Annotated in this window: 19 protein-coding genes; 10 read left to right on the top strand and 9 right to left on the bottom strand. The window is 68.4% G+C overall.

All coding sequences use genetic code 11. The features are described 5' to 3' along the window. Positions 1 to 71: 71 nt before the first annotated feature. Together GOALK_RS03745 and GOALK_RS03740 are read left to right on the top strand one after the other, a co-directional pair. Entirely contained in the window at positions 72 to 1,355 is a 1,284-nt protein-coding gene (locus GOALK_RS03745; RefSeq protein ID WP_040003968.1) for an alpha/beta hydrolase, read from the top strand. Between the two features lie 7 nt (positions 1,356 to 1,362). Continuing rightward, positions 1,363 to 2,067, top strand: a complete 705-nt coding sequence (locus GOALK_RS03740; protein WP_035751167.1) for a lysoplasmalogenase family protein — start codon at positions 1,363 to 1,365, stop codon at positions 2,065 to 2,067. Between the two features lie 10 nt (positions 2,068 to 2,077). Here the strand turns inward: GOALK_RS03740 and GOALK_RS03735 are convergent, their stop codons facing one another. Continuing rightward, positions 2,078 to 2,521, bottom strand: coding sequence for a hypothetical protein (locus tag GOALK_RS03735; protein WP_006357458.1), 444 nt, complete (start codon positions 2,519 to 2,521; stop codon positions 2,078 to 2,080). A gap of 139 nt (positions 2,522 to 2,660) precedes the next feature. Between GOALK_RS03735 and GOALK_RS03730 the strand changes: the two genes are divergently transcribed. Continuing rightward, positions 2,661 to 3,233 carry an HhH-GPD-type base excision DNA repair protein gene (locus GOALK_RS03730; protein WP_006357457.1) on the top strand — a complete coding sequence of 191 codons (573 nt, stop codon included), beginning with the start codon at positions 2,661 to 2,663 and terminating at the stop codon, positions 3,231 to 3,233. Between the two features lie 82 nt (positions 3,234 to 3,315). Then, positions 3,316 to 4,230 carry a hypothetical protein gene (locus GOALK_RS03725; RefSeq protein ID WP_006357456.1) on the top strand — a complete coding sequence of 305 codons (915 nt, stop codon included), beginning with the start codon at positions 3,316 to 3,318 and terminating at the stop codon, positions 4,228 to 4,230. A 247-nt stretch (positions 4,231 to 4,477) separates the two neighbouring features. Here GOALK_RS03725 and GOALK_RS03720 read toward each other — a convergent pair whose 3' ends face one another. Both GOALK_RS03720 and GOALK_RS03715 read right to left on the bottom strand, forming a co-directional pair. Then, positions 4,478 to 5,782: a WS/DGAT domain-containing protein gene (locus tag GOALK_RS03720; protein ID WP_006357455.1), complete on the bottom strand. Its 1,305-nt coding sequence runs from the start codon at positions 5,780 to 5,782 to the stop codon at positions 4,478 to 4,480. Between the two features lie 17 nt (positions 5,783 to 5,799). Next, complete coding sequence (locus tag GOALK_RS03715) at positions 5,800 to 7,023, bottom strand: acyl-CoA dehydrogenase family protein (protein WP_006357454.1); 1,224 nt, start codon at positions 7,021 to 7,023, stop codon at positions 5,800 to 5,802. 196 nt (positions 7,024 to 7,219) lie between these two features. Here GOALK_RS03715 and GOALK_RS03710 point away from each other — a divergent pair, with 196 nt between their 5' ends. Then, positions 7,220 to 9,619 carry an acetyl-CoA acetyltransferase gene (locus GOALK_RS03710; protein WP_006357453.1) on the top strand — a complete coding sequence of 800 codons (2,400 nt, stop codon included), beginning with the start codon at positions 7,220 to 7,222 and terminating at the stop codon, positions 9,617 to 9,619. A gap of 80 nt (positions 9,620 to 9,699) precedes the next feature. On the opposite strand, the gene dmpG is transcribed toward GOALK_RS03710, so the two are convergent. Genes dmpG through GOALK_RS03695 form a run of 3 tightly spaced genes read right to left on the bottom strand, consistent with a single transcriptional unit; the run spans position 9,700 to position 12,522 of the window. Continuing rightward, complete coding sequence (gene dmpG / locus GOALK_RS03705; RefSeq protein ID WP_006357452.1) at positions 9,700 to 10,722, bottom strand: 4-hydroxy-2-oxovalerate aldolase; 1,023 nt, start codon at positions 10,720 to 10,722, stop codon at positions 9,700 to 9,702. Continuing rightward, positions 10,719 to 11,681 carry an acetaldehyde dehydrogenase (acetylating) gene (locus GOALK_RS03700; RefSeq protein ID WP_006357451.1) on the bottom strand — a complete coding sequence of 321 codons (963 nt, stop codon included), beginning with the start codon at positions 11,679 to 11,681 and terminating at the stop codon, positions 10,719 to 10,721. Before GOALK_RS03700 ends, dmpG begins: the two co-directional genes overlap by 4 nt. A 28-nt stretch (positions 11,682 to 11,709) precedes the next feature. Then, entirely contained in the window at positions 11,710 to 12,522 is an 813-nt protein-coding gene (locus tag GOALK_RS03695) for a 2-keto-4-pentenoate hydratase (protein ID WP_006357450.1), read from the bottom strand. Between the two features lie 148 nt (positions 12,523 to 12,670). On the opposite strand from GOALK_RS03695, the gene GOALK_RS03690 reads away from it, so the two are divergent. The 5 genes from GOALK_RS03690 to GOALK_RS03670 all read left to right on the top strand — a co-directional run bounded on the left by GOALK_RS03690 (position 12,671) and on the right by GOALK_RS03670 (position 18,931). Then, positions 12,671 to 13,441 (top strand): IclR family transcriptional regulator, encoded by a 771-nt coding sequence (locus tag GOALK_RS03690; RefSeq protein WP_006357449.1) that lies wholly within the window; start codon positions 12,671 to 12,673, stop codon positions 13,439 to 13,441. 107 nt (positions 13,442 to 13,548) lie between these two features. Continuing rightward, positions 13,549 to 14,742 carry an AI-2E family transporter gene (locus GOALK_RS03685; protein ID WP_006357448.1) on the top strand — a complete coding sequence of 398 codons (1,194 nt, stop codon included), beginning with the start codon at positions 13,549 to 13,551 and terminating at the stop codon, positions 14,740 to 14,742. Positions 14,743 to 14,832: 90 nt separating this feature from the next. Continuing rightward, on the top strand, positions 14,833 to 16,065 hold the full coding sequence (locus tag GOALK_RS03680) for an acyl-CoA dehydrogenase family protein (RefSeq protein ID WP_006357447.1): 1,233 nt from the start codon (positions 14,833 to 14,835) through the stop codon (positions 16,063 to 16,065). Positions 16,066 to 16,085: 20 nt separating this feature from the next. Further along, positions 16,086 to 17,237 (top strand): acyl-CoA dehydrogenase family protein, encoded by a 1,152-nt coding sequence (locus GOALK_RS03675; RefSeq protein ID WP_006357446.1) that lies wholly within the window; start codon positions 16,086 to 16,088, stop codon positions 17,235 to 17,237. Between the two features lie 146 nt (positions 17,238 to 17,383). Further along, positions 17,384 to 18,931, top strand: a complete 1,548-nt coding sequence (locus GOALK_RS03670; RefSeq protein ID WP_006357445.1) for an FAD-dependent oxidoreductase — start codon at positions 17,384 to 17,386, stop codon at positions 18,929 to 18,931. A 62-nt stretch (positions 18,932 to 18,993) separates the two neighbouring features. Here the strand turns inward: GOALK_RS03670 and GOALK_RS03665 are convergent, their stop codons facing one another. From GOALK_RS03665 to GOALK_RS03655, 3 genes are read right to left on the bottom strand one after another with little or no spacing between them, the layout of a single operon-like run. Continuing rightward, on the bottom strand, positions 18,994 to 20,058 hold the full coding sequence (locus tag GOALK_RS03665) for a ferredoxin--NADP reductase (RefSeq protein WP_006357444.1): 1,065 nt from the start codon (positions 20,056 to 20,058) through the stop codon (positions 18,994 to 18,996). Positions 20,059 to 20,060: 2 nt separating this feature from the next. Next, on the bottom strand, positions 20,061 to 20,915 hold the full coding sequence (locus GOALK_RS03660; RefSeq protein ID WP_006357443.1) for a MaoC/PaaZ C-terminal domain-containing protein: 855 nt from the start codon (positions 20,913 to 20,915) through the stop codon (positions 20,061 to 20,063). Next, positions 20,912 to 21,778, bottom strand: a complete 867-nt coding sequence (locus GOALK_RS03655; protein WP_006357442.1) for an alpha/beta fold hydrolase — start codon at positions 21,776 to 21,778, stop codon at positions 20,912 to 20,914. Before GOALK_RS03655 ends, GOALK_RS03660 begins: the two co-directional genes overlap by 4 nt. Positions 21,779 to 21,830 lie beyond the last annotated feature (52 nt).

Raw genomic sequence — 21,830 nt, 5'->3', positions numbered from 1 at the left:
TCTACGCGTGAGATCTCTTCTCGCCGTTGATCTTTCCACCCCCACCGCCACACCGAACGAATAGACGACACATGAACACGCACGGCATCTCTTCCACCCGTCGGAGTGCCTCCATCGCCCGCACGGTCGCGGTCGCCGCAGCCCTCACCATGGGCCTGACCTCCTTCGGCCTCGTTGCCGAGGCCGCCGCGGAACCCACCACGACCACCCCGTCGACCAGCACCCCCTCGCCCGGCGCAACCACCGACGCCACCGACGAGGAAACGGGCGCACCCGCCGACGACAACGCGGGCACGATCGACACCCGTGGCCCGGGCCAGGCGCCGGGTGCCGTCTACGCCAACCGTGACCTGCCCCGTAACCGCATGGTCGCCGGCTCCGCCGCCGGCAACGACTTCACCTACTGGAGTACCGGCGCCGACGGCAAGGCGCACCTGTCGTCCGGCGTGCTGATGGTCCCGGCCGGCCGGGCACCTGCCGGCGGCTGGCCGGTCGTCGCGTGGGCGCACGGCTCGCGCGGCATCGCCGACAAGTGCGCACCGTCGGAGCGTCCGACCAAGGACGACACCACCGAACTGAGCCGGTGGCTCGGCCGCGGCTACGCCGTCGTCTCCACCGATTACGCGGGCGTCGGCACACCGGGAACCCCGCAGTACTACGACCTCGAGGCCACCGCCCGCAACATCGTCGACGCGGTGAGCGCCGCACACGACGTCTCCGACACCGTGTCGCGCTCGTGGGCCGTCGTCGGCGAGGGTCAGGGTGCCGCGGCCGCGATCACGCTGGCTCGCCTCGCGCCGAAGCTGCAGGCGCGCAACTCGCTGGACTTCAAGGGCGCGGCGGCTACGTCGATCCCCGCCGAGTTCGGAGCGCTCCTCGCCAATCTCGGACCGTCGTCGGCGAGCATCCCGTCCGGTCTCGCCGCCGACGCGCTGTACACGCTCAGCGCGATCCGCAATGTGCGTCCGGGACTCGACGTCGACTCGCTGCTCACCGACACCGGTAAGAAGTGGATGGCCAAGGCCGCCAACGAATGCATCACCGAGTTCCGAAAGAACGTCGACGGTCTCGCCATGGGATCCCTCTTCGCCAAGCCGGTGTCGGAGAACACGGATCTGACGAATCTGCTGACCGAGGCCACCGCCCTGCCGAGCCGTGGCTTCGTCAAGCCGGTGATCATGACCCAGTCGCTCCAGGACACGTCGGTCGTCGTGCCGCTGTCCTTGAAGTACCTGAACCAGGCGCGTGCCGATCGCAAGGTGCAGGCCCGCACCTACCTCACCCTCGACGCTGCGCAGTCGGCGAAGTTGTCCGACAACGACATCCGCGCCTTCATCGCCAAAGTCCTGAAGTGAGTCGATGATGGGTCGCCGTCTTCCGGACCGTCGCCTGTCTAAGCAACGGGCGTTCGATCTCGCCTATGCGGCGACGACAGCGGCGGCCACCGTCACCGGCGCTCTCGGTCACCGGCGGGCGGCGGGCCTGACCAAGCCACTGCCGATGCTGCTGCTGGTGGCACAGGCGGCGGCCGGGGCACGTGAGCGCGACGCCCTCGACAACGCCGGATTGGCGGGCGCACTGGCATTCTCGATGGCCGGCGACCGACTGATGCTGCTCGAGGAGTTCGAGACCGAGCCGGTCGCCAAGGACCGCTACCTGCGACTCGGCGCGACCTTGTTCGCCGGAGCCCAGTTGAGTTACGTCGCGACGATGTGGCGCGCGGGTGCCCGGCCGTCGGCGAGACAGCTGCTCCCCCGGGTCGGGGTGCTCGCCGAATCGGCCGCGGTGCTGGCCCGTCACCGGCCGGCGCTGCTGCCCGTCCTGGGCACGTACGGCAACACCCTCGCGACGATGTCGGCGACCGCGAGCGCCATGTCCGATCCGCAGCCGCGGTTGCGGATCGGCGGCGTGACGTTCCTGCTGTCGGATCTGGCGATCATCAACCGCCGCCACCTCGTCACCGACCCGCGCGTCCGGGTGGCGGGCGAGGCGTGGGTGCTCGCCAGCTACTTCGCCGCGCAGTACCTGCTCATAGGCGGACTCGCCGAACGCTTGCGTCGACGCTGATCGAGACCGGTCAGGCGGTCGCGCGCCCGCTGCACGACGAGTACTGCGGGTTGACCATCGGGTTGAACGCCAGGGCGCCGAGCTTCTGCTTGATCGTGAACGCGACCGGACCACGACCGGGATGGATGTCGACCTGCCATTTGACGGTGAATCCGCGTCCCGGCACGAAGACGGTGCCGGTGCGCCCGGTCCGCAGGTTCCGCCACGACACCGTGATGTCGTAGGTGTATTCCAGTGCGACGGGTTTCGCACGATCGGTGCCGATGAGCGCGATCGCCGGCCCGGGCAGACCGTCGGCCGGGAACCGGATGTTGTTGAACACGTCGACGCGGATCTTCACCGGTCCTGCGGGCCACGGGTTCGCCGAGGTGCAGTTCAGGGTCGTGACGTAGTTCGGCTCGGTGTAGTCCGGGATCGCGTTCGCACTCCCCGGCCCGACGACGCCGATGAGCATTGCCACCACCGCCGCGATGACCGCTCCGACACCCGCGCGGAACGCGCCTCGTGATCCTGCTCGCCCCGTCATGCTCTCCCCGCTGATCATGGGGGCAGTCTAGAGCGGCGCGCGCACCGCGTCTGCCAGAATCGATCCCATGCCGAAGATCCAGATCGCCCAGGAACCCGCGGCCGACGAACTGCTCTCGACCGATTCGTTCGCCCTGCTCGTCGGGATGTTGCTGGATCAGCAGTTCCCGATGGAGCGTGCCTTCGCCGGTCCGGCCAAGATCCGCGACCGCTTCGGCACGATGGACCCGGTGGAGATCGCCGACGCCGACCCCGAGGCCTTCGCGGACCTCTGCTCCACTCCCCCGGCCATCCACCGCTACGGCCGCTCGATGGCCGGACGCGTGCAGGCGCTCGCGAAGGTCGTCGCCGAGGAGTACGGCGGCGACGCCTCCCGCATCTGGACCGAGGCGAGCAGCGGCGCCGACCTGATGAAGCGCCTTCGTGATCTGCCCGGCTTCGGTGAGCAGAAGGCGAAGATCTTCGTCGCGCTCGTCGCCAAGCAGCTCGACGTGAAGCCGTCCGGTTGGACCAAGGTCGCCGGCGATTACAGCAAGCAGGGATACCGCTCGGTCGCCGACGTCGTCGACCCCGACTCGCTGCAGAAGGTCCGCGATTTCAAGAAGGCGGCCAAGGCCGCTGCGAAGGCCGCGACGGAGTAGAGACGCCGACGTGGGTCACCTGACCCACGAATCGCCCAGGCTTCACCCACGATCGCGAGCCGGTGGCCTAGTGTCGGGAACCATGGAGTCTCTTCCCGACCGAAGCGCACCCTACGGGACCGACCCGACTCGTGCGCTCCTCCAGATGCCGCTGCGGCTGGGGTTCACCGTGACCGGTGTGGTCCTCGCTGCAGCCGAGTCCGCCGTCACCATCGCACGCATCACCGCGGGCAGCGTCCAGCACGAGATCACCCAGGCCTTCGGAGTCGAGGACGAACTCAGTGCGGCCCGTACCCCCCTCGCCCTTCTCAACCAGCTGTCCGAGTTGCTGGGTCCGGACCGCCCCTTCGGACGCATCCTGGCCGCGGGCGGGCCGTTGGAACGGCTCCTCAACCCGGGCGGGGTCATCGACCGGCTGACCGCATCCGACGGTCCGCTGGAGAAGCTCACCGCCAAGGGCGGACTCCTCGACCAGATGGCCGACGAACGCGGCATCCTGATGCGCCTGACCGCGAAGGACGGCCCACTCGACCGCCTGACCCGCCCCGGCGGGGTCGTCGACCAGTTCACCGAGAACGAGGGCATCCTCGAACGTCTCACCTCCGAGGGCGGCGTCGTCGACAAGCTCACCGCACCCGACGGCATGCTGGAGAAGGTCACCGCGCCCGGAGGCATCCTGGACCGGTTCGCCGCCGAGGCCGGTCTGCTCGATCAGCTGGTCGGCGAAGGCGGCGCGGTCGAACGCGCCATCGCGCCGGGCGGTCCGCTGGATCGGATCACCGAGCTGACCGAGGTCATCGGTCAGCTCGCACCCAACCTGATCGCCATGCAGGACACCGTCCACGAACTCGCCGAGACCGTGGACCTCCTGAATCAGACGGTGGCTCCCCTCGGCGGTCTCGCCGACCGTCTGCCCAAGCGACTCACGCGCGGCCCCAAGGGCTCCGGCGGCAACGGCAACGGGGCCTCCCCGGCAGATGCAGACACCAACGGTTAGCCACGACGGTGATCGCTGAGATCGTCGAATCGTTGGATGTGTCAACGACTTTCGGTAGTAGATGTTTCCGCGTGGCCGATCCCTTCCCGCTTACCGGATAGCACCCGCGGGAAGGAAACAGACACCGCGGGAAGGAAGCGGTTGAGCGGGAACCAAACCACCGCTAGACCAACACCCGGGCCGGGTTCGTGTGAACCCGGCCCTTCCTACTCGCCCCAACGTCAACACGTCCGATTTCCAGTTGACCCTAGCGACGAGTCGTATCGAAACCGGCCCGCAGCAACTCCACATACCGGTCGACGTCGGGCATGACGTCCGGGCTCGTGGTCACCGACACCGCGACGCGGTCGCCGATGCCGTGCACCCCGTGGGTGAGGCCCTGTACCGGCGACAGGGCGGGAAAGCCGGTGGTGAACAGGATCTCGCCGCCATCGAGGTCGAAGTCGGCGGCACCGCGGTCGACGGAGGACACCACGGTCACGCCGGTGACCGTCTCGGGTCGGGTGTCGAGGTCGAAGGCCCGGATGCCCCAGCGCGTGAGGATCGCCGGAGTGACCTCCGATACGCGTCGCTGCGCGACTCGTGCGGGGTCGGCGTCGGCCGCACGGGCGGCGTCGATCTCGGCGCGGACGAGTCGTGCTCGTTCATGCGGATCGTCGACTTCGAGGTGAAGATCGATCCCCACATTGCGAAAGTTGTTGCGCGCTTCCGATTTATTTGATCGTCCGACCGTGAGCTCTACACCGAGACGTCTGCAATCGTCGCCCAGGTATCGCGGTAGCGCCTGCGAGATGGCAACGAGCACGGCGACGGTGACCGGAGACCCGGCTGCGGTGAGACGCTCGCGGTCGAGCACGATGACCCGTAGGAGTCGCCGCGACCCGGGGCTGCGGTTCAGTGTCGTCAGCGGATAACCCGGCTTTCCCGGATTCGCCGGTTTCCCAATCCGAGCGACCTGTACTCCGCGTCGGACCGTCGAGACGAATTCTCCGGGGAACCGCAGTGCACCCAGCGCGAGGGTTCCGACATCGCGAACCGGCCCGGGCATTCCGAAGCCGCCACCACGGCGATTGTCGTACGGCGCGGTGAACAGGTCCCGGGCGATCTGCGATGCGCGCCGACCGTCACCGATCGCATGCGAGATCTGCAATACGACAACGACTCCCGTGACCGACTCACCACAACCGGCCGGAAGGTCGGTCACCGGACCGAACAGATGCAGACGCCAGGCCGCTCGGGACGGCACCAGCGGATCTGCGACGAGGTCGCCGACGGTGTCCAGACACGACAACCAGGTCCGCGTCGTGGTGTCGACGCGGACCTGGTCGGGTGCGGGTTCGGCGGAGACCCAGTACGGACGGTCGGCGGTCGCCGGGACGTCGTGGACCCGTAGACACAGGTCGTCGACGTGCCTCGCCCGCGCCGACAGTCGCCGGGCGCACTCGTCGAGCGAGATCGACGGTGCGGCAAAGCAGTACAGCAGCAGCTGGTCGTTCGGAATGCGTTCCGACATCCAGTACGACGCGGCGTCCGCCGCCGCCATCCGCTGCATGCGGCCAGGGTAGCCCCCTATTTCTGGCCGGCACTCCAGGCGTAGGGCAGCTCGGTGCCGTTGAGCACGTGGTCGCCGATGGCCTGCAGCTTGAAGATCAGCGGATTGTGTACCGAGATCACGCGGGCGTTGCGCCAGTGGCGATCGAGGCGCAGCCGCTCGGAGGTGATCGACGCGCCGCCGACCTCGAACAGCTGGGTGGTCGCGTCGAGCACCAGCGGGATGACGGTCGCCTGCGCACGGGCGACGTCGAATTCGACCTCGTCGAGCAATTTCTCGTCCTGCCAGCCGGTCTCGGCGAGCCGGTCGAGCCGATCGGCGATCTCGAGGACGATGGTGCGCGCCGAGTAGGCGGCCGCCGTCAACCGGCCGATGACCTGCTGCACCAGCGGATCGTGGCGGGGCAGGTCGGCGGTCGAGTGGGTGAAGGTGCGCTTGCGTTCGCGCACCCATTCGCTCACGTCCTCGGTGGCACGCTGCGCGATGCCCGCCAGCACCGACAGCTGCACGAGCTGCAGGTACGAGGTGGCGTAGGTGCGACCGGAGACGCCGTAACCCGGGCCGAGGATGCGGTCCGCGGACACCTGCACGCCGCTGAACTCGGTGGTCCCGCTGGCGGTCAGACGCTGACCGAAGCCGTCCCAGTCGTCGTGCTGAATGACGCCCTGCGCGTCGGCGTCGACGAGCACCGAGACGCGCTCACCGTCCTGGTCGGCGGCGACCAGGATGTGGTGGGAGTACAGGCTGCCGGTGCTGTAGTACTTGGTGCCGTCCAGGCGCCATGCGTCATCGCTGTCGGAGTCCCGGGTCAGGCGCGTCTGGTAGCGGTCGATCGCGCCGACACCGGGCTCGGTGATGGCGTTCCCGACGAGCGTGCCCTCCGCGACCTTGCGCAGCCAGCGCTCGGCCTCGGGATCGGGCAGCGCGGTGAGCTGATCCTCGACGAACGACCAGTGCACGCGCAGCGCCTGCGGGAGGTTCGACTCCGCGGTGGCCAGGTCGACGAGGAGCCGGAACACCTGACGGACCGAGGCACCGTACCCGCCGAGCTCGACCGGCACGCGCAGCGCGCCGAACCGGGACTCACGCAGCCACGACACCTCGTCGTGCGCCAGCCGGCGATCGTCTTCACGCGCCACCGCTCCTTCGGCGATTCGGGCGAAGATCGGGGCGAACACCTCGTCGAGCCGTTCGTCGGTGGTGCCGGCGGCCGGCGTGCTCGTGGGCACGGTTGCGGTCATCACATGGTCCTTTCGGTACAGACTTGTCGGCCGATAGTGTGGCCGTCGCCCGACTCGAGAACCACGATTGAAACCGCGCTGAACGCAACGTTCCCAAGTCTCGATTTCGCCGCCACACTGATGACCGAACCCGCAGGTATGGCGTTTCCCGGACCATGTTGGAACGTCTCCGGCGGCTTTGTGTCAATCTATGCGTATGCCAATCTCGATCGCTGATCTCGACCCGAACACCCCCGTCGTGGTCGGTGTCGGCCAGGCCTCTGAGCGTCTGACCGATCCCGGATACGAAGCGCTGGGTGAAGCGGACCTCGCGGCGCGCGCCGTCACCGCCGCCTTCGACGACGCAGGTGCCTCCGACCTCGCGTCATCCATCGACACCATCGCGGCGATCCGTTCGTTCGAGATCTCGAGCCCGCTGTCCTCGTCGCCGCTCGGCCGCCCGGACAACATGCCCCGCGCCGTGGGCAAGCGCGTCGGCGCCGACCCCCGCCGCGCCGTGCAGGCCGTCACCGGCGGCCAGACCCCGCAGACGATGCTCACCGAACTCGCCGGCGTCATCGCCGCGGGCGACTCCGACGCCGCGGTCATCTTCGGCGTCGAGGTCATGTCGACCGTGCGTCACCTGCAATCCAAGCCCGACAACGAGCGTCCCAGCTTCGCCGAGACCGTCGGCGGACAACTCGAGGACCGCGGCTTCGGCCTCAAGGGCATCATCACCGTCGCCGAGATGCGTCACGGTCTCGCCTCCGTGATCCCGCAGTACGCATTGCTGGAGAACGCCCGCCGCCACAACACCGGCCTGGGCCGCGAGGCGTACGCCACCGCGATGGGCGAGCTGTTCGCACCCTTCACGAAGGTCGCCGCGGCGAACCCGCATTCGGCCGCCCCGACCGAACGCGACGCCGCCGAGCTGGTCACCCCGACCGACGGGAACCGGGTCGTCGCCGATCCGTTCACGCGCTACATCGTCGCCCGCGACCAGGTGAACCAGTCGGCCGCCGTCGTCGTCATGTCGATCCGGGCCGCGCAGGCCGCCGGCATCGACCCGTCGAAGTGGGTCTTCCTGCACGGCCACGCCGAGACCGTCGAGCGCACCTCGCTGGACCGCCCCGACCTCGGCGCCGCACCGGCTGCCCCCGCTGCCGTGAAGCATGCGCTCGAGGTCGCCGAGATCGGTCTCGACGACGTCTCGGTCATCGACATCTACAGCTGCTTCCCGATCGCGGTCTTCAACATCCTCGACGGGCTCGGCCTCTCCGCCGACGACCCGCGCGGACTCACCGTCACCGGCGGCCTGCCGTTCTTCGGCGGTCCGGGCAACAACTACTCGCTGCATGCCATCGCAGAGGTCGTCTCGCGCGTAAGGCAATCCCCCGGAGACTTCGGTCTCGTCATCGCCAACGGCGGTGTACTCAGCAAGCATGCGGCGGGCGTCTACTCGACCACTCCGGCACCCTGGCGCGCCGACAACAGCGCCAAGGTCCAGACGCAGCTCGATGCGGTGCCCACCGTTCCCACCGTCGGCGACGCCGACGGCCCGGCGATCATCGAGACCTACACGGTGATCCCGTCGAAGAGCGGCAAGCGAACCGGCGTCGTGATCGGCCGCCTCATCGACGACGCCGCGCCGGATCGCCTCGGCGCCCGGTTCGTCGCCAACCTCGACTCCGACGACGACGAGTTCTTCGACCTCCTGCTGACGTCGGACGATCCCGCCGGCACCGAGATCGTGGTGCGCTCCTTCGACAAGGGCAACCGGGTCAAGCTGACCGAGGCGGCGATGGACGCCAAATACCCCGTGGTCGCACCGGCGTTCCGGGACAGCTACGCGCACGTCGAGATCCGTCGCGACGGACACCTGCTCGAGGTGACCATCAACCGGCCCGACGCGCGCAACGCACTCAACCCGGCCGCCAACGCCGAACTGGACTCGATCTTCGACGCCTACTTCGCCGACGACGACCTCTGGGTCGCGATCCTGACGGGCAAGGGCGACAAGGCCTTCTCGTCGGGCAACGACCTCGCCGCGACGGCCAGCCCGGCCGCACTGTCCGTGCCCAAGAACGGATTCGCCGGGCTCACCGCACGTGCGAGCCTGCCCAAGCCGGTCATCGCCGCCGTCAACGGTTTCGCTCTCGGCGGCGGGTGTGAGATCGCCATGGCCTGCCACATCATCGTCGCCGACGAGGAGGCCTCGTTCGGTCTGCCCGAGGTGAAGGTCGGATTGGCCGCCGCCGCAGGCGGTCTGGTCCGTCTGCCGAGGCTGATCCCGTCGGCACTGGCCCGCGACATGATCCTGACCGGTCGCCGGATCTCGGCCACCGAGGCCGCTGCCGCCGGACTGGTCAGCCGGATCGCCCCGGCCGGAAAGGTTCTCGAGACCGCCCGCGAGGTGGCCGAAGAGATCCTCGCCGCGTCGCCGACCTCGGTCCGCGCGTCCATCGCGACCATGGAGCAGTCGGACGCGATCACCGACACCGTCGAAGCGGTCCGCGCGAGCACCAACGTGCTCGACTCGCTGATCATCAGCGGCGACACCCTCGAGGGCATCATGGCATTCGTGATGAAGCGAGCTCCGGAGTGGAAGGGCCGCTGATCCTCGCCGGGTAGCCCCTGATTCAGGTTGCGTTCTGTCCCGCTTCCCGGGACAGAACGCAACCTGAATCAAGGACGAACTCAGCCCGCCTGCGCAGTCTCCGCCGCCGCGAGATCCAGTGCGATGTCGACGATCATGTCCTCCTGGCCACCGACGAGCTTGCGGTCGCCCGCCTCGAGCAGGATGCTGCGGACGTCGACGCCGTACCGGGCACTCGCGGCTTCCGCGTGGCGCAGGAAGCTCGAGTACACACCCGCGTAGCCGAGGGTCAGCGTCTCGCGGTCGACACGCACCGGACGGTCCTGGAGCGGGCGGACGATGTCGTCGGCGGCGTCCTGCAGGGCGAAGAGGTCGCAACCGTGCTGCATACCCTTGATGTTCGCGACCGCGATGAAGGCCTCGATCGGGCAGTTACCCGCTCCCGCACCGTGTCCGGCGAGTGAGGCGTCGACGCGGTAGACACCGTTCTCCACCGCGACCACCGAATTGGCCACCGACAGAGACAGATTCTCGTGCGCGTGGATGCCGATCTCGGTGCCCGCGTCGAGAACGTCGCGGTACGCCCGAACCCGGTCGGCCACTCCGTCCATGGTCAATCGGCCACCCGAGTCGGTCACGTAGACGCAATGTGCGCCATAGCTTTCCATCAGCTTGGCCTGCTCGGCCAGCTTCGCGGGCTCGGCCATGTGACTCATCATCAGGAAGCCCGAGACGTCCATGCCGATCTCGCGCGCCTTGGCGATGTGCTGTGCCGACACGTCGGCCTCGGTGCAGTGAGTCGCCACGCGCACCGACCGCACGCCGAGATCGTAGGCGTGCTGCAGTTCTTCGATGGTGCCCACGCCCGGCAACAGCAGGGTGGTCAGGCGCGCGTTGGTGATGTTGGCCGCGGCCGTCTCGATCCACTCCCAGTCGGTGTTGCTGCCCGGCCCGTAGTTGACCGAGCCGCCGGCGAGACCGTCGCCGTGGGCGACCTCGATGGCGTCGACCCCGGCCGCGTCGAGCGCGCGCACGATCTTGCCGACGTTCTCCGGGGTGATGCGGTGGCGGACGGCGTGCATGCCGTCGCGCAGGGTCACATCCTGGACGAAGATCTTGCTCATCGTGCGTTGTCCTTCTGCTGCGCGATCCGCTCGGCGACCTGCAGGCCGGCGGAGGTCATGATGTCGAGGTTGCCCGCATAGGCGGGCAGGTAGTGTGCGGCGCCCTCGACCTCGAGGAACACCGACACCTGGTGGGTCGGGGTGATCTCGGTGCCGTCTTCGAGCAGGGTGTGGACGGGCTGATCGGCCGGGATCGCGGCGATCTGGATCTCCTGCTTGAGGCGGTACCCGGGCACGTAGGCGGCGACGTCGCCGATCATCTTCTCGATCGAGGACCGGATCTCCTCGTGCGTGCCCTCGTCGGGCGCGTCGACGAGGCAGAACACGTTGTCGCGCATGATCAGCGGCGGCTCGGCGGGGTTGAGGATGATGACCGCCTTGCCGCGCTGTGCGCCGCCCACCGAGCAGATCGCCTTCGACGTGGTCTCGGTGAACTCGTCGATGTTCGCGCGGGTACCCGGCCCGGCCGAACGTGACGAGATGGAGGCGACGATCTCGGCGTAGGCGACGGGCGCGACACGCGAGACGGCCGCGACGATCGGGATCGTCGCCTGCCCACCGCAGGTCACCATGTTCACGTTCTCCGCGTCGATGTGGTCGGCGAGGTTGACCGCGGGCACGACGAAGGGGCCGATGGCCGCCGGGGTCAGGTCGATCATCCGCTTGCCCAGTGGGCGGAGCAGGGCGTCGTTGGCGACGTGAGCCTTGGCCGAGGTGGCGTCGAAGACGATCTCGATCTCGTCGAACCCCTCCATGCGCGTGAGGCCGTCGACACCTTCGTGCGTCGTCGGCACGCCCTTTGCGCGGGCGCGCGCGAGGCCGTCGGAATCGGGGTCGATACCGACCATCGCCCCCATCTCGAGATACTGCGACTGCTGCAGCACCTTGATCATCAGGTCGGTACCGATGTTGCCCGAGCCGATGATCGCCACCTTGGTCCGTGGCGTGTCTGTTGTCATGGTCCTTCTCCTTGGATGTGCGGAAGAGTCAATTGGAGGTGAAATGTGCTGTCACCGAACCGAGTTCGCCGATCTCGGCGGTCACCGTGGCACCGGGGGCGATCGGCCGCATCGGTCCCAGCGCACCCGACAGGATCAGCTGGCCCGCGCGCAGCGGTTCCCCGAACTGGCGAGCCCGGCGCGCGAGCCACGCGACGGCGTTGAGCGGATCCCCGAGACACGCAGCCCCGTTGCCCTCCGAGACGACCTCGCCGTCGATCGTCATGGTCATCGTCGAGTCGACCGGCGAGTACTCGTCGAGGGTGCGACGAGCGGTGCCGATCACGTACAGCCCGGCTGATGCGTTGTCGGCGACGGTGTCGGCGAAGGTGATGTCCCAGCCGGTGATCCGGCTGTCGACGATCTCCAGGGCCGGCGCGGCGTAGTCGATGGCGGCGCGGCACTGCTCGATGTCGAGATCGCCGTCGGCCAGGTCGCTCTTCAGCATGAACGCGACCTCGGCCTCGGCCTTGGGCTGCAGGAGTGTCCCCATCGGGATCGTCTCACCGTCGCCGAAGGCCATGTCGGCGAACAGCACTCCGAAGTCGGGCTGGTCGACGCCGAGCTGGGTCTGCACGGCCACCGAGGTGGCCCCGATCTTGCGGCCGACGACCGCGGCGGGCCGGTCGGCGTTGAACAGCGTCTGTACACGGTAGGCCGACTCGATGTCGTCGGCCGCGATGAGATCTCGGATCGGCGCACAGGGCCGGCGATTCGCCAGCGCGCTGCTGAGCCGTTGCGCCGCAGCGGCGATCGCGGGGTCGCGGTCGGTTCGGTCGGGGGCCGAGGTCGGGGAACTCATGTGCTGCCTCTGTTGTCGGTTCGGTCGTCGGCCGCGATCTCCTCGGGCGACTCCGCACCATCGTGGGGTGCCGCTATACCCTGGGTCGAGCATCGCGTTCCGGTGAGCGGTACGACAGCACGTCGGAAATGAGCCCAGGAGGTAGTCCATGAGCGAGGAACAGCTCGATCGCTCGAGCGTGCTCGGCAAGGCGATCACGGTGCTCCAGGCCTTCGACTCCAATGACCGGCAGGTCACGCTCGCCGACCTCGCCCAGCGCACCGCGCTCCCCAAGACGACCGTGCACCGACTGGCCGGCCAGCTCGTCGCCGCTCGTCTTCTCACCCGCACAGCGGGCGGGTACGCGCTCGGCAGCGGGCTGTTCGAGCTCGGCATGCGCGCATCCCCGGAGCGAGGACTGATCGAAGTCGCGACGCCGTTCATGCAGGACCTCTACGTCCGTACCGGCGAAACCGTCCATCTCGGCATCCCCGAGGATCTCGAGGTCGTCTACGTCTCGAAGATCGGCGGACATCGCCAGGCCGCCGCCCCGTCGCGACTCGGTGGTCGAATGCCGTTGTACTGCACAGCCATCGGGAAGGCACTTTTGGCGAATTCGCCGGATCCCGTCATCGCCGAGCAGCTCGCTCGCCCACTGCGCCGGCGCACACCGCACACCATCGTCGCCCCCGGGCTCCTTCGTGCACAGCTCTCCCAGATCGCCGAGGACGGGGTCTCCTTCGAGTTCGAGGAATCGACCCTCGGCCTCGTCTGCGTCGCCGCCCCGATACTCGACGCCGACGATGCCCCGCTCGCCGCGATCAGCGTCACCGGCCCGGTACACCGCTTCCACCCGAGAGCGCACGCGACCGCGGTCCGGGCCGCCGCGGCGGGGGCGAGTTCGACGCTGGCACGACGGGCCCACATCATCGACGGCTGACACCCCGCCACCGGAAAGCACTCCGCCGCAGATCGTCGTACTGAACACTGGATGACGGTCGCGCACACCGTGCACGATCCGCGTCGTACAGAGAGTGAGGCGAGAGCATGGCACGTCGGGGCACGAACCGCTCCAGAGCCACCACGCGCGCGCCCGAGGCACCGCCCTACCGCACCGACCCGCCCGCCTGGACGCTCCCCCGCGGAACGATAGTCCTGATCACCATCGCCGGTCTGGTGGTCGCGGTCGGCGGCATCAAGGCGGTCTCGTCGTTCGCGGCGCCGACGTTCCTGGCGCTGATGCTGACCGTGGCAGTGCAACCGGTGCCGAGATGGTTGCGCACCAAAGGGTTTCCCGGTTGGGCGGCATTCCTGACGACGATCGTCCTCGTCTACGGCATCCTGATCGGACTGTTCGCGTCACTGGTGTTCTCGGTGGCCAGACTCGCATCGATCCTGCCGGACTACGACGACAAGTTCAACGACATCATCACGAGCTTCCAGGACTTCCTGACCGCCCACGGGGTCAGCCAGGACAAGGTCCACGACATGATCTCCAATGTCGACACCAGCAAGGTCGTCAACGTGGTCACCGAGTTGCTCTCCAGCACGCTGAGCGTCGCGTCGGCCCTCGTTCTCGTGCTCGCCCTGCTGCTGTTCATGGCAGCCGACTCGGTGGGCTTCGACGCCCGGATGGAACACCTGCGCGGGATGCGTCCCGACATCGCCGCGGCCTTCGGCTCCTTCGCCCAGGGCACCCGGAGCTACCTGTGGGTGTCGACGGTGTTCGGCCTCATCGTCGCCGTCTTCGACAGCATCGCCCTCGCACTGCTGTCGGTCCCGCTGCCGATCCTGTGGGGTCTGCTGTCCTTCATCACCAACTACATCCCGAACATCGGGTTCGTGATCGGTCTCGTACCGCCCGCGCTTCTCGCGCTGCTCGACGGCGGCGTCACCAAGATGCTCGTCGTCATCGCGGTCTACAGCGTCATCAACGTGATCATCCAATCGGTCATCCAACCGAAATTCGTCGGCGACGCCGTCGGCCTGTCGACGACGCTGACGTTCCTGTCCCTGATCTTCTGGGCCTGGGCGATCGGGCCCCTGGGTGCGATCCTGGCGGTACCGCTGACGCTGCTGGCCAAGGCCCTGCTCATCGACATCGACCCGGCCACCCGCTGGGCCGACGTCCTGTTGTCCTCGTCGGGCACCAAGCCGGTTCCCGAGGAGTCGCCCCCGCCGACGACGCCCGAATCGCCCCCGGACGACCCCGCGCACGTCACACTGGGAACCGATTCGTGAGCCGGACTACGCTCCGGAGCGAACATTCGGTAGATTGCCATTCGACCCCAATCTGACCACAACCGTTTACAGATAGGTTGCGCACCGCCCATGGACATGAACTGGTCTCCGGCCGACACCGCGTTCCGCGACGAGGTACGGGCTTTCCTCGACGAGAAGCTCACTCCTGACCTGCGGGCGGCGGGCACGCTGCGTACCTCGGTCTACTCCGACCACGAAGCCTCGATGACGTGGCAGGCCATCCTGCACGAGCGCGGCTGGGCCGCGCCGGCCTGGCCGGTGGAGTACGGCGGTTGCGACTGGTCGCAGTCGCAGCACTACATCTTCAGCCGCGAGTCGATCCTGGCCGGCGCACCGGCGCTGTCGCCGATGGGCATCCGCATGGTCTCCCACGCGATCATGGCGTTCGGCACCGAGGAGCAGAAGAACTTCTTCCTCCCCGGCATCCTCGACGGCAGCGTCTTCTTCTGCCAGGGCTACTCCGAGCCCGAATCCGGTTCCGATCTCGCGTCGCTGTCCATGGCCGCGGTCGACGACGGCGACGACCTCGTCGTCACCGGTTCCAAGATCTGGACCACCCACGCCGCCGAGGCCAACTGGATCTTCTGCCTGGTCCGCACCTCGCGCCAGGAGCGCAAACAGCAGGGCATCACCTTCCTGCTCATCGACATGAACTCCCCCGGCATCGAGGTCCAGAACCTCGTCTTCGCCTCCGGCGAGCAGGTCCAGGCGCAGGTGTTCTTCGATGGCGTGCGCGTCCCGAAGAAGAACGTGCTCGGCAAGATCGACGACGGCTGGACCGTCGCCAAGTACCTCCTCGTCTTCGAGCGCGGCGGCGGTGCGGCCGCCCCGGCGCTGCAGGTCATGGCCGAGCAGCTCGGCCGTGACGCGGCGACGGTCACCGCACCGAACGGCGGGCCGCTGTCGGAGGACCCGGCGTTCGCGGGCAAGCTCACCGACCTCCAGATCCGCGCGAAGATCCTCGAAGTCCTCGAGTACCGAGCACTTGCAGCGATGACGTCGGGCAAGGATCCCGGCTCGATCGCGTCGATGCTGAAGATCCTGGGCACCGAGCTGAGCCAGGAGATCACCACTCTGGCGCTCGAGGCCGCAGGCCCGCACGGCCGCGTCTTCCAGCCGCATGCGACCCGCCCGGGCGGTCCGATCTTCCAGTACACGCCGCCCACCGACGGCTACGTCAGCGGTGAGCCCTGGCAGGCCGTCGCCCCGCTGCACTACTTCAACGACCGCGCGGGTTCGATCTACGCGGGCAGCAACGAAATTCAACGGAACATCCTCGCCAAAGCAGCTCTCGGTCTCTGACGGGTCACAGGAGAAAACTGATGGACTTCACACTCACCCCCGAACAGCAGCTGCTGTCCGACGGACTCAACAAGTTCCTCGACGCACGCTACGACCTGCAGGTCAGCCGCGACGCGGCCAAGGTCGGCGAGGGCTGGCAGCCAAAGATCTGGAAGGCCTTCGTCGAGGACCTCGGTGTCGTCGGCGCCTGCCTGCCCGAGGAGATCGGCGGATTCGGCGGCGGCGCCGAGGAATTGATGGTCGTCACCGAGGCACTCGGACACGCGCTGGTCGTCGAGCCGTTCGTCGACTCGGTGGTTCTCGGTGCCGGACTGCTGCATTCGACCGGCAACGCCGTCGCGCTCGAAGCCGCCGGCCGGATCGCCGCGGGGGAGGCCCTGAGCGCGCTCGCCGCGTTGGAGGACGGCTCGGGTGGCGTGCTGTCGCGCATCGAGACAAGCGCCGACCGCGACGGCGAGGGATGGAAGCTCAACGGCAGCAAGGCCGTCGTCACCACCGCACCCATCGCCGACTACCTCATCGTCAGTGCCCGCACCTCGGGTGAGCCGCACGATCCGGCGGGCGTTTCGCTGTTCCTGATCGATCTCGCCGACGGCGCGCCGGAGGGACTCGAACTGCAGCGGCTGCGCACCATCGACGACCGGCAGGCCGCCGACATCACGTTCACCGACGTCCGGCTCCCCGGTGACGCACTCATCGCCGGCGACGGTGCCATCGACCTGCTCGAGAAGGCCTGGGACACCGCCACCGCCGCCGTGGTCTCCGAGGCCGTCGGACTGATGCGCAAGGTCTTCACCGACACGGTCGAATACGCCAAGCAACGCGAACAGTTCGGCGTCCCGATCGGCAGCTTCCAGGTGCTGCAGCACCGCATGGTGGACATGCACCTGCGGCTCGAGCAGTCGGTGGCCGCCCAGTACTTCGCGATCCTGTCGCTCGACGCCGAGCCCGCCGAGCGAGCCGCCGCGGTCTCGGCCGCCAAGGCGACGATCAGCCGGGCCGCACGCTTCATCGGGCAGAACTCGGTGCAGCTGCACGGCGGCATGGGCATGACCGAGGAGCTGGCGATCGGCCACTACTTCAAGCGCCTCACCGCCATCGAGTACGAGTTCGGCACCGCCGATGCGCATCTGGCGCGGTTCGCGACCGCCACCGCACAGATCGACGCCTGACACCAGGTATCCGCTCCCCCGTCGCGACGGCCCCCGTTGCGTCGGGGGAGTTCTGTGTCCGGGATGTTCAATGGGCGGGAACCCGCGTGCGTCGGGTCACACCGTGCGATTGCATGACACCTACGAACAACTCGGAGGTAGAAAGCATGCAGGACTGGGATATTCGCTGCGATGTCGTGGTGGTCGGGTCGGGCGGCGGAGCCCTCGCCGGCGCCTACACCGCGGCGGCGAACGGACTGGACACGGTCGTTCTGGAGAAGACCGCGCTCTTCGGCGGCACATCGTCGTACTCGGGTGCGTCACTGTGGCTGCCCGGCAGCGTCGTCCAGGAGCGAGCAGGTCTCGACGACTCCACCGACAACGCCCGCACCTATCTGCGGGCACTGCTCGGTGACGCGGAGGCCGACCGGCAGGACGCGTATGTGACGACCGCACCGGCGGTGGTCGAGTTCCTCGAACGCGATCCGCACCTGGAGTTCGAATACCAGCCGTTCCCCGACTACTTCGATGCTCCGGGACGCATGGATGCCGGCCGGTCGATCATCCCGGTCGACCTGCCGAGCGAGGCTGCCGGAGAGGTGCGCGAGCTGGTGCGTCCGGCTCCGATCGTCGACCGCGCCGGACAGCTGCACCCCGACGAGACCCTCATCGCCGGACAGGCGCTGATCGGGCGACTCCTGCTGGCGCTGCGGGGCACCGGTCGTGCGGACCTGCGTACCCGCACCGCGGTCACCCGGCTCCTGACCGAGGACGATCGGGTGGTGGGTGTCGAGGCCACCGATGCCGATGGTCGGACGCTTCGTGTCCGGGCCGAGCGCGGTGTCCTGCTCGCCGCCGGCGGCATCGAGGGCAGCGAGGAGATGCGCGCCGCCCACGGCACCCCCGGCAAGGCGCAGTGGAGCATGGGCCCGGCGGGCGCCAACACCGGTGACATGATCCGCGCGGCGGTCGCGTTCGGCGCCGACACGGCCCTCCTCGATCAGGCGTGGTTCTGCCCCGGCGTCGAATTGCCGGACGGCTCGGGCGCTTTCATGGTCTGTGTCCGCGGTGGCATTCTCGTCGACGCCACCGGCAACCGCTACCTCAACGAGTCGCTGCCCTACGACCGGTTCGGCCGGGAGATGATCGCGCGTGGCGAGTCCGCGCTGCCGTCGTACCTGATCTTCGACTCGTCCGAGGGCGGCCCGGTCCTGCCGGCGATGTCGATTCCGGAGGCCTCGGCCGACGACCACTTCGCCGCGGGCACCTGGGTCTCGGCGGAGACGATCGAGGAACTGGCCGCCAAGATCGGCGTCGACGCGGCCACGCTGCGCGCCTCGGTCGAGAGGTTCAACGGCTTCGCCGAACGCGGCGTCGACGAGGACTTCGGCCGCGGCGGCGACCCGTATGACACGTTCTTCTGCCCGCCGCGGGAGCTGCCCAACGTGGCGCTGCCGCCGATTGCGACCGGGCCGTTCTACGCGGCGCGCATCGTCCTCAGTGACCTCGGAACCAAGGGCGGTGTCCGGACCGACGCCGATGCCCGCGTGTTGACGGTCGACGGCAGCCCGATCGAGGGGTTGTACGCCGCAGGAAACACGAGCGCGTCGGTGAGCGGGGCGATCTACCCCGGTCCGGGAGTCCCGCTCGGCACCGCGATGACGTTCTCGTACCGCGCGGTCCATCACATGCTCGGTAGCGACCTGCTGCGGTGAACACGACAGCGGCGCAGGCGGTCTCTCGCCTGCGCCGCTGTGCGATCCGGGGGACGTGAATGCTAGAACTCCACGCTGACGGTCTCGCTGCGGGGCCGTGCCTGGCAGGCCAGGATGATCCCGCCGGCGATGTCCTCCTCGTCGAGGACCGCACTGTTGTCCATGTCGACCTCACCGGTGGTCAGTGTGGCTGCGCACGAACCGCATTCACCCTCGCGGCACGAGAACGGGACGTTGATCCCCTTAGAGAGGAGAACATCCACCAGGGTCGCCGTGCGGGGCCAGGGGAACTCGTGTTCCTGCCCGTCGAGGTTCACCGTCACCGACGCCGCATCACCAACATCGGCGTCCACGTCGGGCAGCTCGACGTCGGCGAACGGGTCACCGGACAGCGAGGTGAAGACCTCGGCGTGCACCCGGTCCCGGGTGAACCCGGCGGACGCCGTCGCCGCGTGAACCGAGTCCATGAACGGGCCCGGGCCGCACAGGAAGACGCGGTGGTCGGCGTAGGCGGCGGCGAGCGCTGCGAGCTGGGGCACGGTCGGCAGACCCTGCACGCTCTCCAGCAAGTGGATCACCGTGAGCCGATCGCCGTGTGCAGCTGCGAGTTCCCGCAGTTCGGCGGCGAAGATCACCGACTTCTCGTCGCGGTTGCCGTAGAGCAGCACCACCTTCCGCGACCCCTGGCTCAGAGCCGATTTCAAGATCGACATCACCGGGGTGATCCCGCTACCGGCGGCGAACAGCAGCAGATCGTCGTCGAAGTCCTTGGCGGTGAAGACCCCCGCGGGAGGCAGCACCTCGAGCGTGTCACCCGCGGAGATGTGGTCACACAACCAGTTCGACGCATAACCGTCGCGGGTCCGCTTGACCGTCACCTTCAGCAGCTCGTCGGTGAACGGCGAGCTGGCCAGCGAGTAACACCGGGCGACCGAGCCGGTCTCCTCGCTGGGTATGCGCAGCGTCAGGAACTGTCCCGGCGTGTAGGCGAAGTCGGCTCGACGATCGGCCGGCACCGTGAACACCAGTGAGCGTGCATCCGCGGTCTCCTCGATCACGGCGGCCACCTCCAGCCGCACCGCACGCGAGGAAGTCGTGACCTGCTCGGCCACATCGGTGATGGTCATGGTCAGTTCCGCCCTTCGGACTCGTGGAAACCCGCCGCCCCGTTCGCGATGACCGGATTGCCACCGCTCACCATGTCGAACATCACCTCGCGCCCGTCGCCGAAGACCCGCAGTTCCGCGTCGTCGCCGGGGAAGATCGCGGTGGCGAATCGCCCGTCGAGCGAACGCAGATCCGCCGGATGGGCACCGATCAGCCGCGCCACGTCGAGCGCCGCGACACCGAGTGTGCACAGCCCGTGCAGGATCGGGCGCGGCTGGTGGATCCGTGCGGCGGCCGCGGGATCGATGTGGATGGGATGGCGGTCACCGGTCAGCCGGTAGAGCGCCGCCTGGTTCTCGGTCGTACGCACCGGACCGCTGATCGTCGGCGCCGCATCCGATGCCGGTGGCCTACCCGGTCCGCGATCGCCACCGAATCCGCCTGCGCCGGGGGCGAACAGCGACCAGGTGGCGACGAAGTGGTCACTGCGGACCACCACCTCGATGACCGCTGCCGAACCCTTGTCCCACACCTCGCCCACCGAGGCCGTCATGGTCACCTCACCGCGCGGTGGCAGCGGGGCCAGCACGTCCAGTTGCTGCGAGCCGTGCAGAGCAGTGGTCGGATCGAAGGCGCCGCGTGCGCCGAGTTCGTCCGGGGCCCACTGTGCGAGCGTCAGCGCGAAGGTCGGCAGCACCCGCAACCGCTTCTCGAAGACGAGGTCGAGCTCGTCCGCCCGAGCGCCGACGGCGAGTGCGTACAGGATCGCGTCGCGTTCGTCATAGGCAACGGTTCGACTGCCGAGATCGGCGCCGCGCCACTCCCCGGTGTTCGCCGGCGTCCCGGTCGGCTGTGTCCGCGCGGCCGATGACGTCATGCCGCACCGCGCTTCAGGAAGGCCAGCACGGCCGACAACCAGGCCTCGCGGGCTTCGATCATCGCCCAGTGCCCGCAGCGGGGGAAGACGTGCAGCTCGGCGTCGGGGATGTCGCGCATCGGCAGGATCGCCGAGTCAACGGGGCTGACGCGGTCGTCCCGGCCCCAGGTGATCAACGTCGGGGACGTCACCTTGTGCAGCTGTGCCCAGTACGGGACGGTGTCGGCCATCGCGTTGGCGGCCATCGTCGCGGCGAAGGCCTTGGTGCTGTACATGCGTCGAGCGATCTCGAGGGTTTCCGGTTCGGTGGCCAGTCCCCACCGTTCCTCGATGAGCTCCTCGGTCACCAGAGACTGGTCGTAGACCATCGCCGACAACCAGCGGATCAGGCGTTCGCGGGTGGGCTCGTCGGTGAACTCCATCAGCAGCTTGATGCCTTCGCTGGGCGCCGGGGAGAAGATGTTCTTGCCCATGCCGCCGATGGTGACGAGCTTGCCGACACGTTCCGGTTCGGCGATGGCGACCTTGGTCGCGACGATCCCGCCCATGGAGTTGCCGATCATGTCGGCGGATCCGATGCCCAGGCCGTCGAGGAACACCCCGACCGCCGTCTCGGCCATCACCATCGGATGTCCGTCGACCGGATCGCTGACGCCGAAGCCGGGGAATTCGAGGACGAGGCAACGGAAGTGATCGGCGAGCTCGCCGATGACCCCGCGGTAGTTCCGCCATCCCGTCACGCCCGGGCCGGACCCGTGTAACAGCAGCAAGGGAGGCCCCTCGCCGGCCTCGTGATACTGCAGCACGCCCAGGCTCGTCTCGAGCCTGCGGCGGCTGCCCCCATAGGTGACGTCAACGCTCATGAACGGTGAGGCTGCCAGTGCTGCGCCCCGTCGTGCAGCACCGCTCCAGTTG

This window comes from Gordonia alkanivorans NBRC 16433, assembly GCF_000225505.1.
Taxonomy (GTDB): Bacteria; Actinomycetota; Actinomycetes; order Mycobacteriales; family Mycobacteriaceae; genus Gordonia; species Gordonia alkanivorans.
This window is presented reverse-complemented; position numbering and strand designations above follow the sequence as displayed.

What these genes read in the sequence shown, in the direction of transcription:
- GOALK_RS03745 (WP_040003968.1), top strand. Translation starts at nt 72, where the DNA reads ATGAACACGCACGGCATCTCTTCCACCCGTCGGAGTGCCTCCATCGCC.
- GOALK_RS03740 (WP_035751167.1), top strand. Translation starts at nt 1,363, where the DNA reads ATGGGTCGCCGTCTTCCGGACCGTCGCCTGTCTAAGCAACGGGCGTTC.
- GOALK_RS03735 (WP_006357458.1), bottom strand. Translation starts at nt 2,521, where the DNA reads ATGCTCATCGGCGTCGTCGGGCCGGGGAGTGCGAACGCGATCCCGGAC.
- GOALK_RS03730 (WP_006357457.1), top strand. Translation starts at nt 2,661, where the DNA reads ATGCCGAAGATCCAGATCGCCCAGGAACCCGCGGCCGACGAACTGCTC.
- GOALK_RS03725 (WP_006357456.1), top strand. Translation starts at nt 3,316, where the DNA reads ATGGAGTCTCTTCCCGACCGAAGCGCACCCTACGGGACCGACCCGACT.
- GOALK_RS03720 (WP_006357455.1), bottom strand. Translation starts at nt 5,782, where the DNA reads ATGCAGCGGATGGCGGCGGCGGACGCCGCGTCGTACTGGATGTCGGAA.
- GOALK_RS03715 (WP_006357454.1), bottom strand. Translation starts at nt 7,023, where the DNA reads ATGACCGCAACCGTGCCCACGAGCACGCCGGCCGCCGGCACCACCGAC.
- GOALK_RS03710 (WP_006357453.1), top strand. Translation starts at nt 7,220, where the DNA reads ATGCCAATCTCGATCGCTGATCTCGACCCGAACACCCCCGTCGTGGTC.
- dmpG (WP_006357452.1), bottom strand. Translation starts at nt 10,722, where the DNA reads ATGAGCAAGATCTTCGTCCAGGATGTGACCCTGCGCGACGGCATGCAC.
- GOALK_RS03700 (WP_006357451.1), bottom strand. Translation starts at nt 11,681, where the DNA reads ATGACAACAGACACGCCACGGACCAAGGTGGCGATCATCGGCTCGGGC.
- GOALK_RS03695 (WP_006357450.1), bottom strand. Translation starts at nt 12,522, where the DNA reads ATGAGTTCCCCGACCTCGGCCCCCGACCGAACCGACCGCGACCCCGCG.
- GOALK_RS03690 (WP_006357449.1), top strand. Translation starts at nt 12,671, where the DNA reads ATGAGCGAGGAACAGCTCGATCGCTCGAGCGTGCTCGGCAAGGCGATC.
- GOALK_RS03685 (WP_006357448.1), top strand. Translation starts at nt 13,549, where the DNA reads ATGGCACGTCGGGGCACGAACCGCTCCAGAGCCACCACGCGCGCGCCC.
- GOALK_RS03680 (WP_006357447.1), top strand. Translation starts at nt 14,833, where the DNA reads ATGGACATGAACTGGTCTCCGGCCGACACCGCGTTCCGCGACGAGGTA.
- GOALK_RS03675 (WP_006357446.1), top strand. Translation starts at nt 16,086, where the DNA reads ATGGACTTCACACTCACCCCCGAACAGCAGCTGCTGTCCGACGGACTC.
- GOALK_RS03670 (WP_006357445.1), top strand. Translation starts at nt 17,384, where the DNA reads ATGCAGGACTGGGATATTCGCTGCGATGTCGTGGTGGTCGGGTCGGGC.
- GOALK_RS03665 (WP_006357444.1), bottom strand. Translation starts at nt 20,058, where the DNA reads ATGACCATCACCGATGTGGCCGAGCAGGTCACGACTTCCTCGCGTGCG.
- GOALK_RS03660 (WP_006357443.1), bottom strand. Translation starts at nt 20,915, where the DNA reads ATGACGTCATCGGCCGCGCGGACACAGCCGACCGGGACGCCGGCGAAC.
- GOALK_RS03655 (WP_006357442.1), bottom strand. Translation starts at nt 21,778, where the DNA reads ATGAGCGTTGACGTCACCTATGGGGGCAGCCGCCGCAGGCTCGAGACG.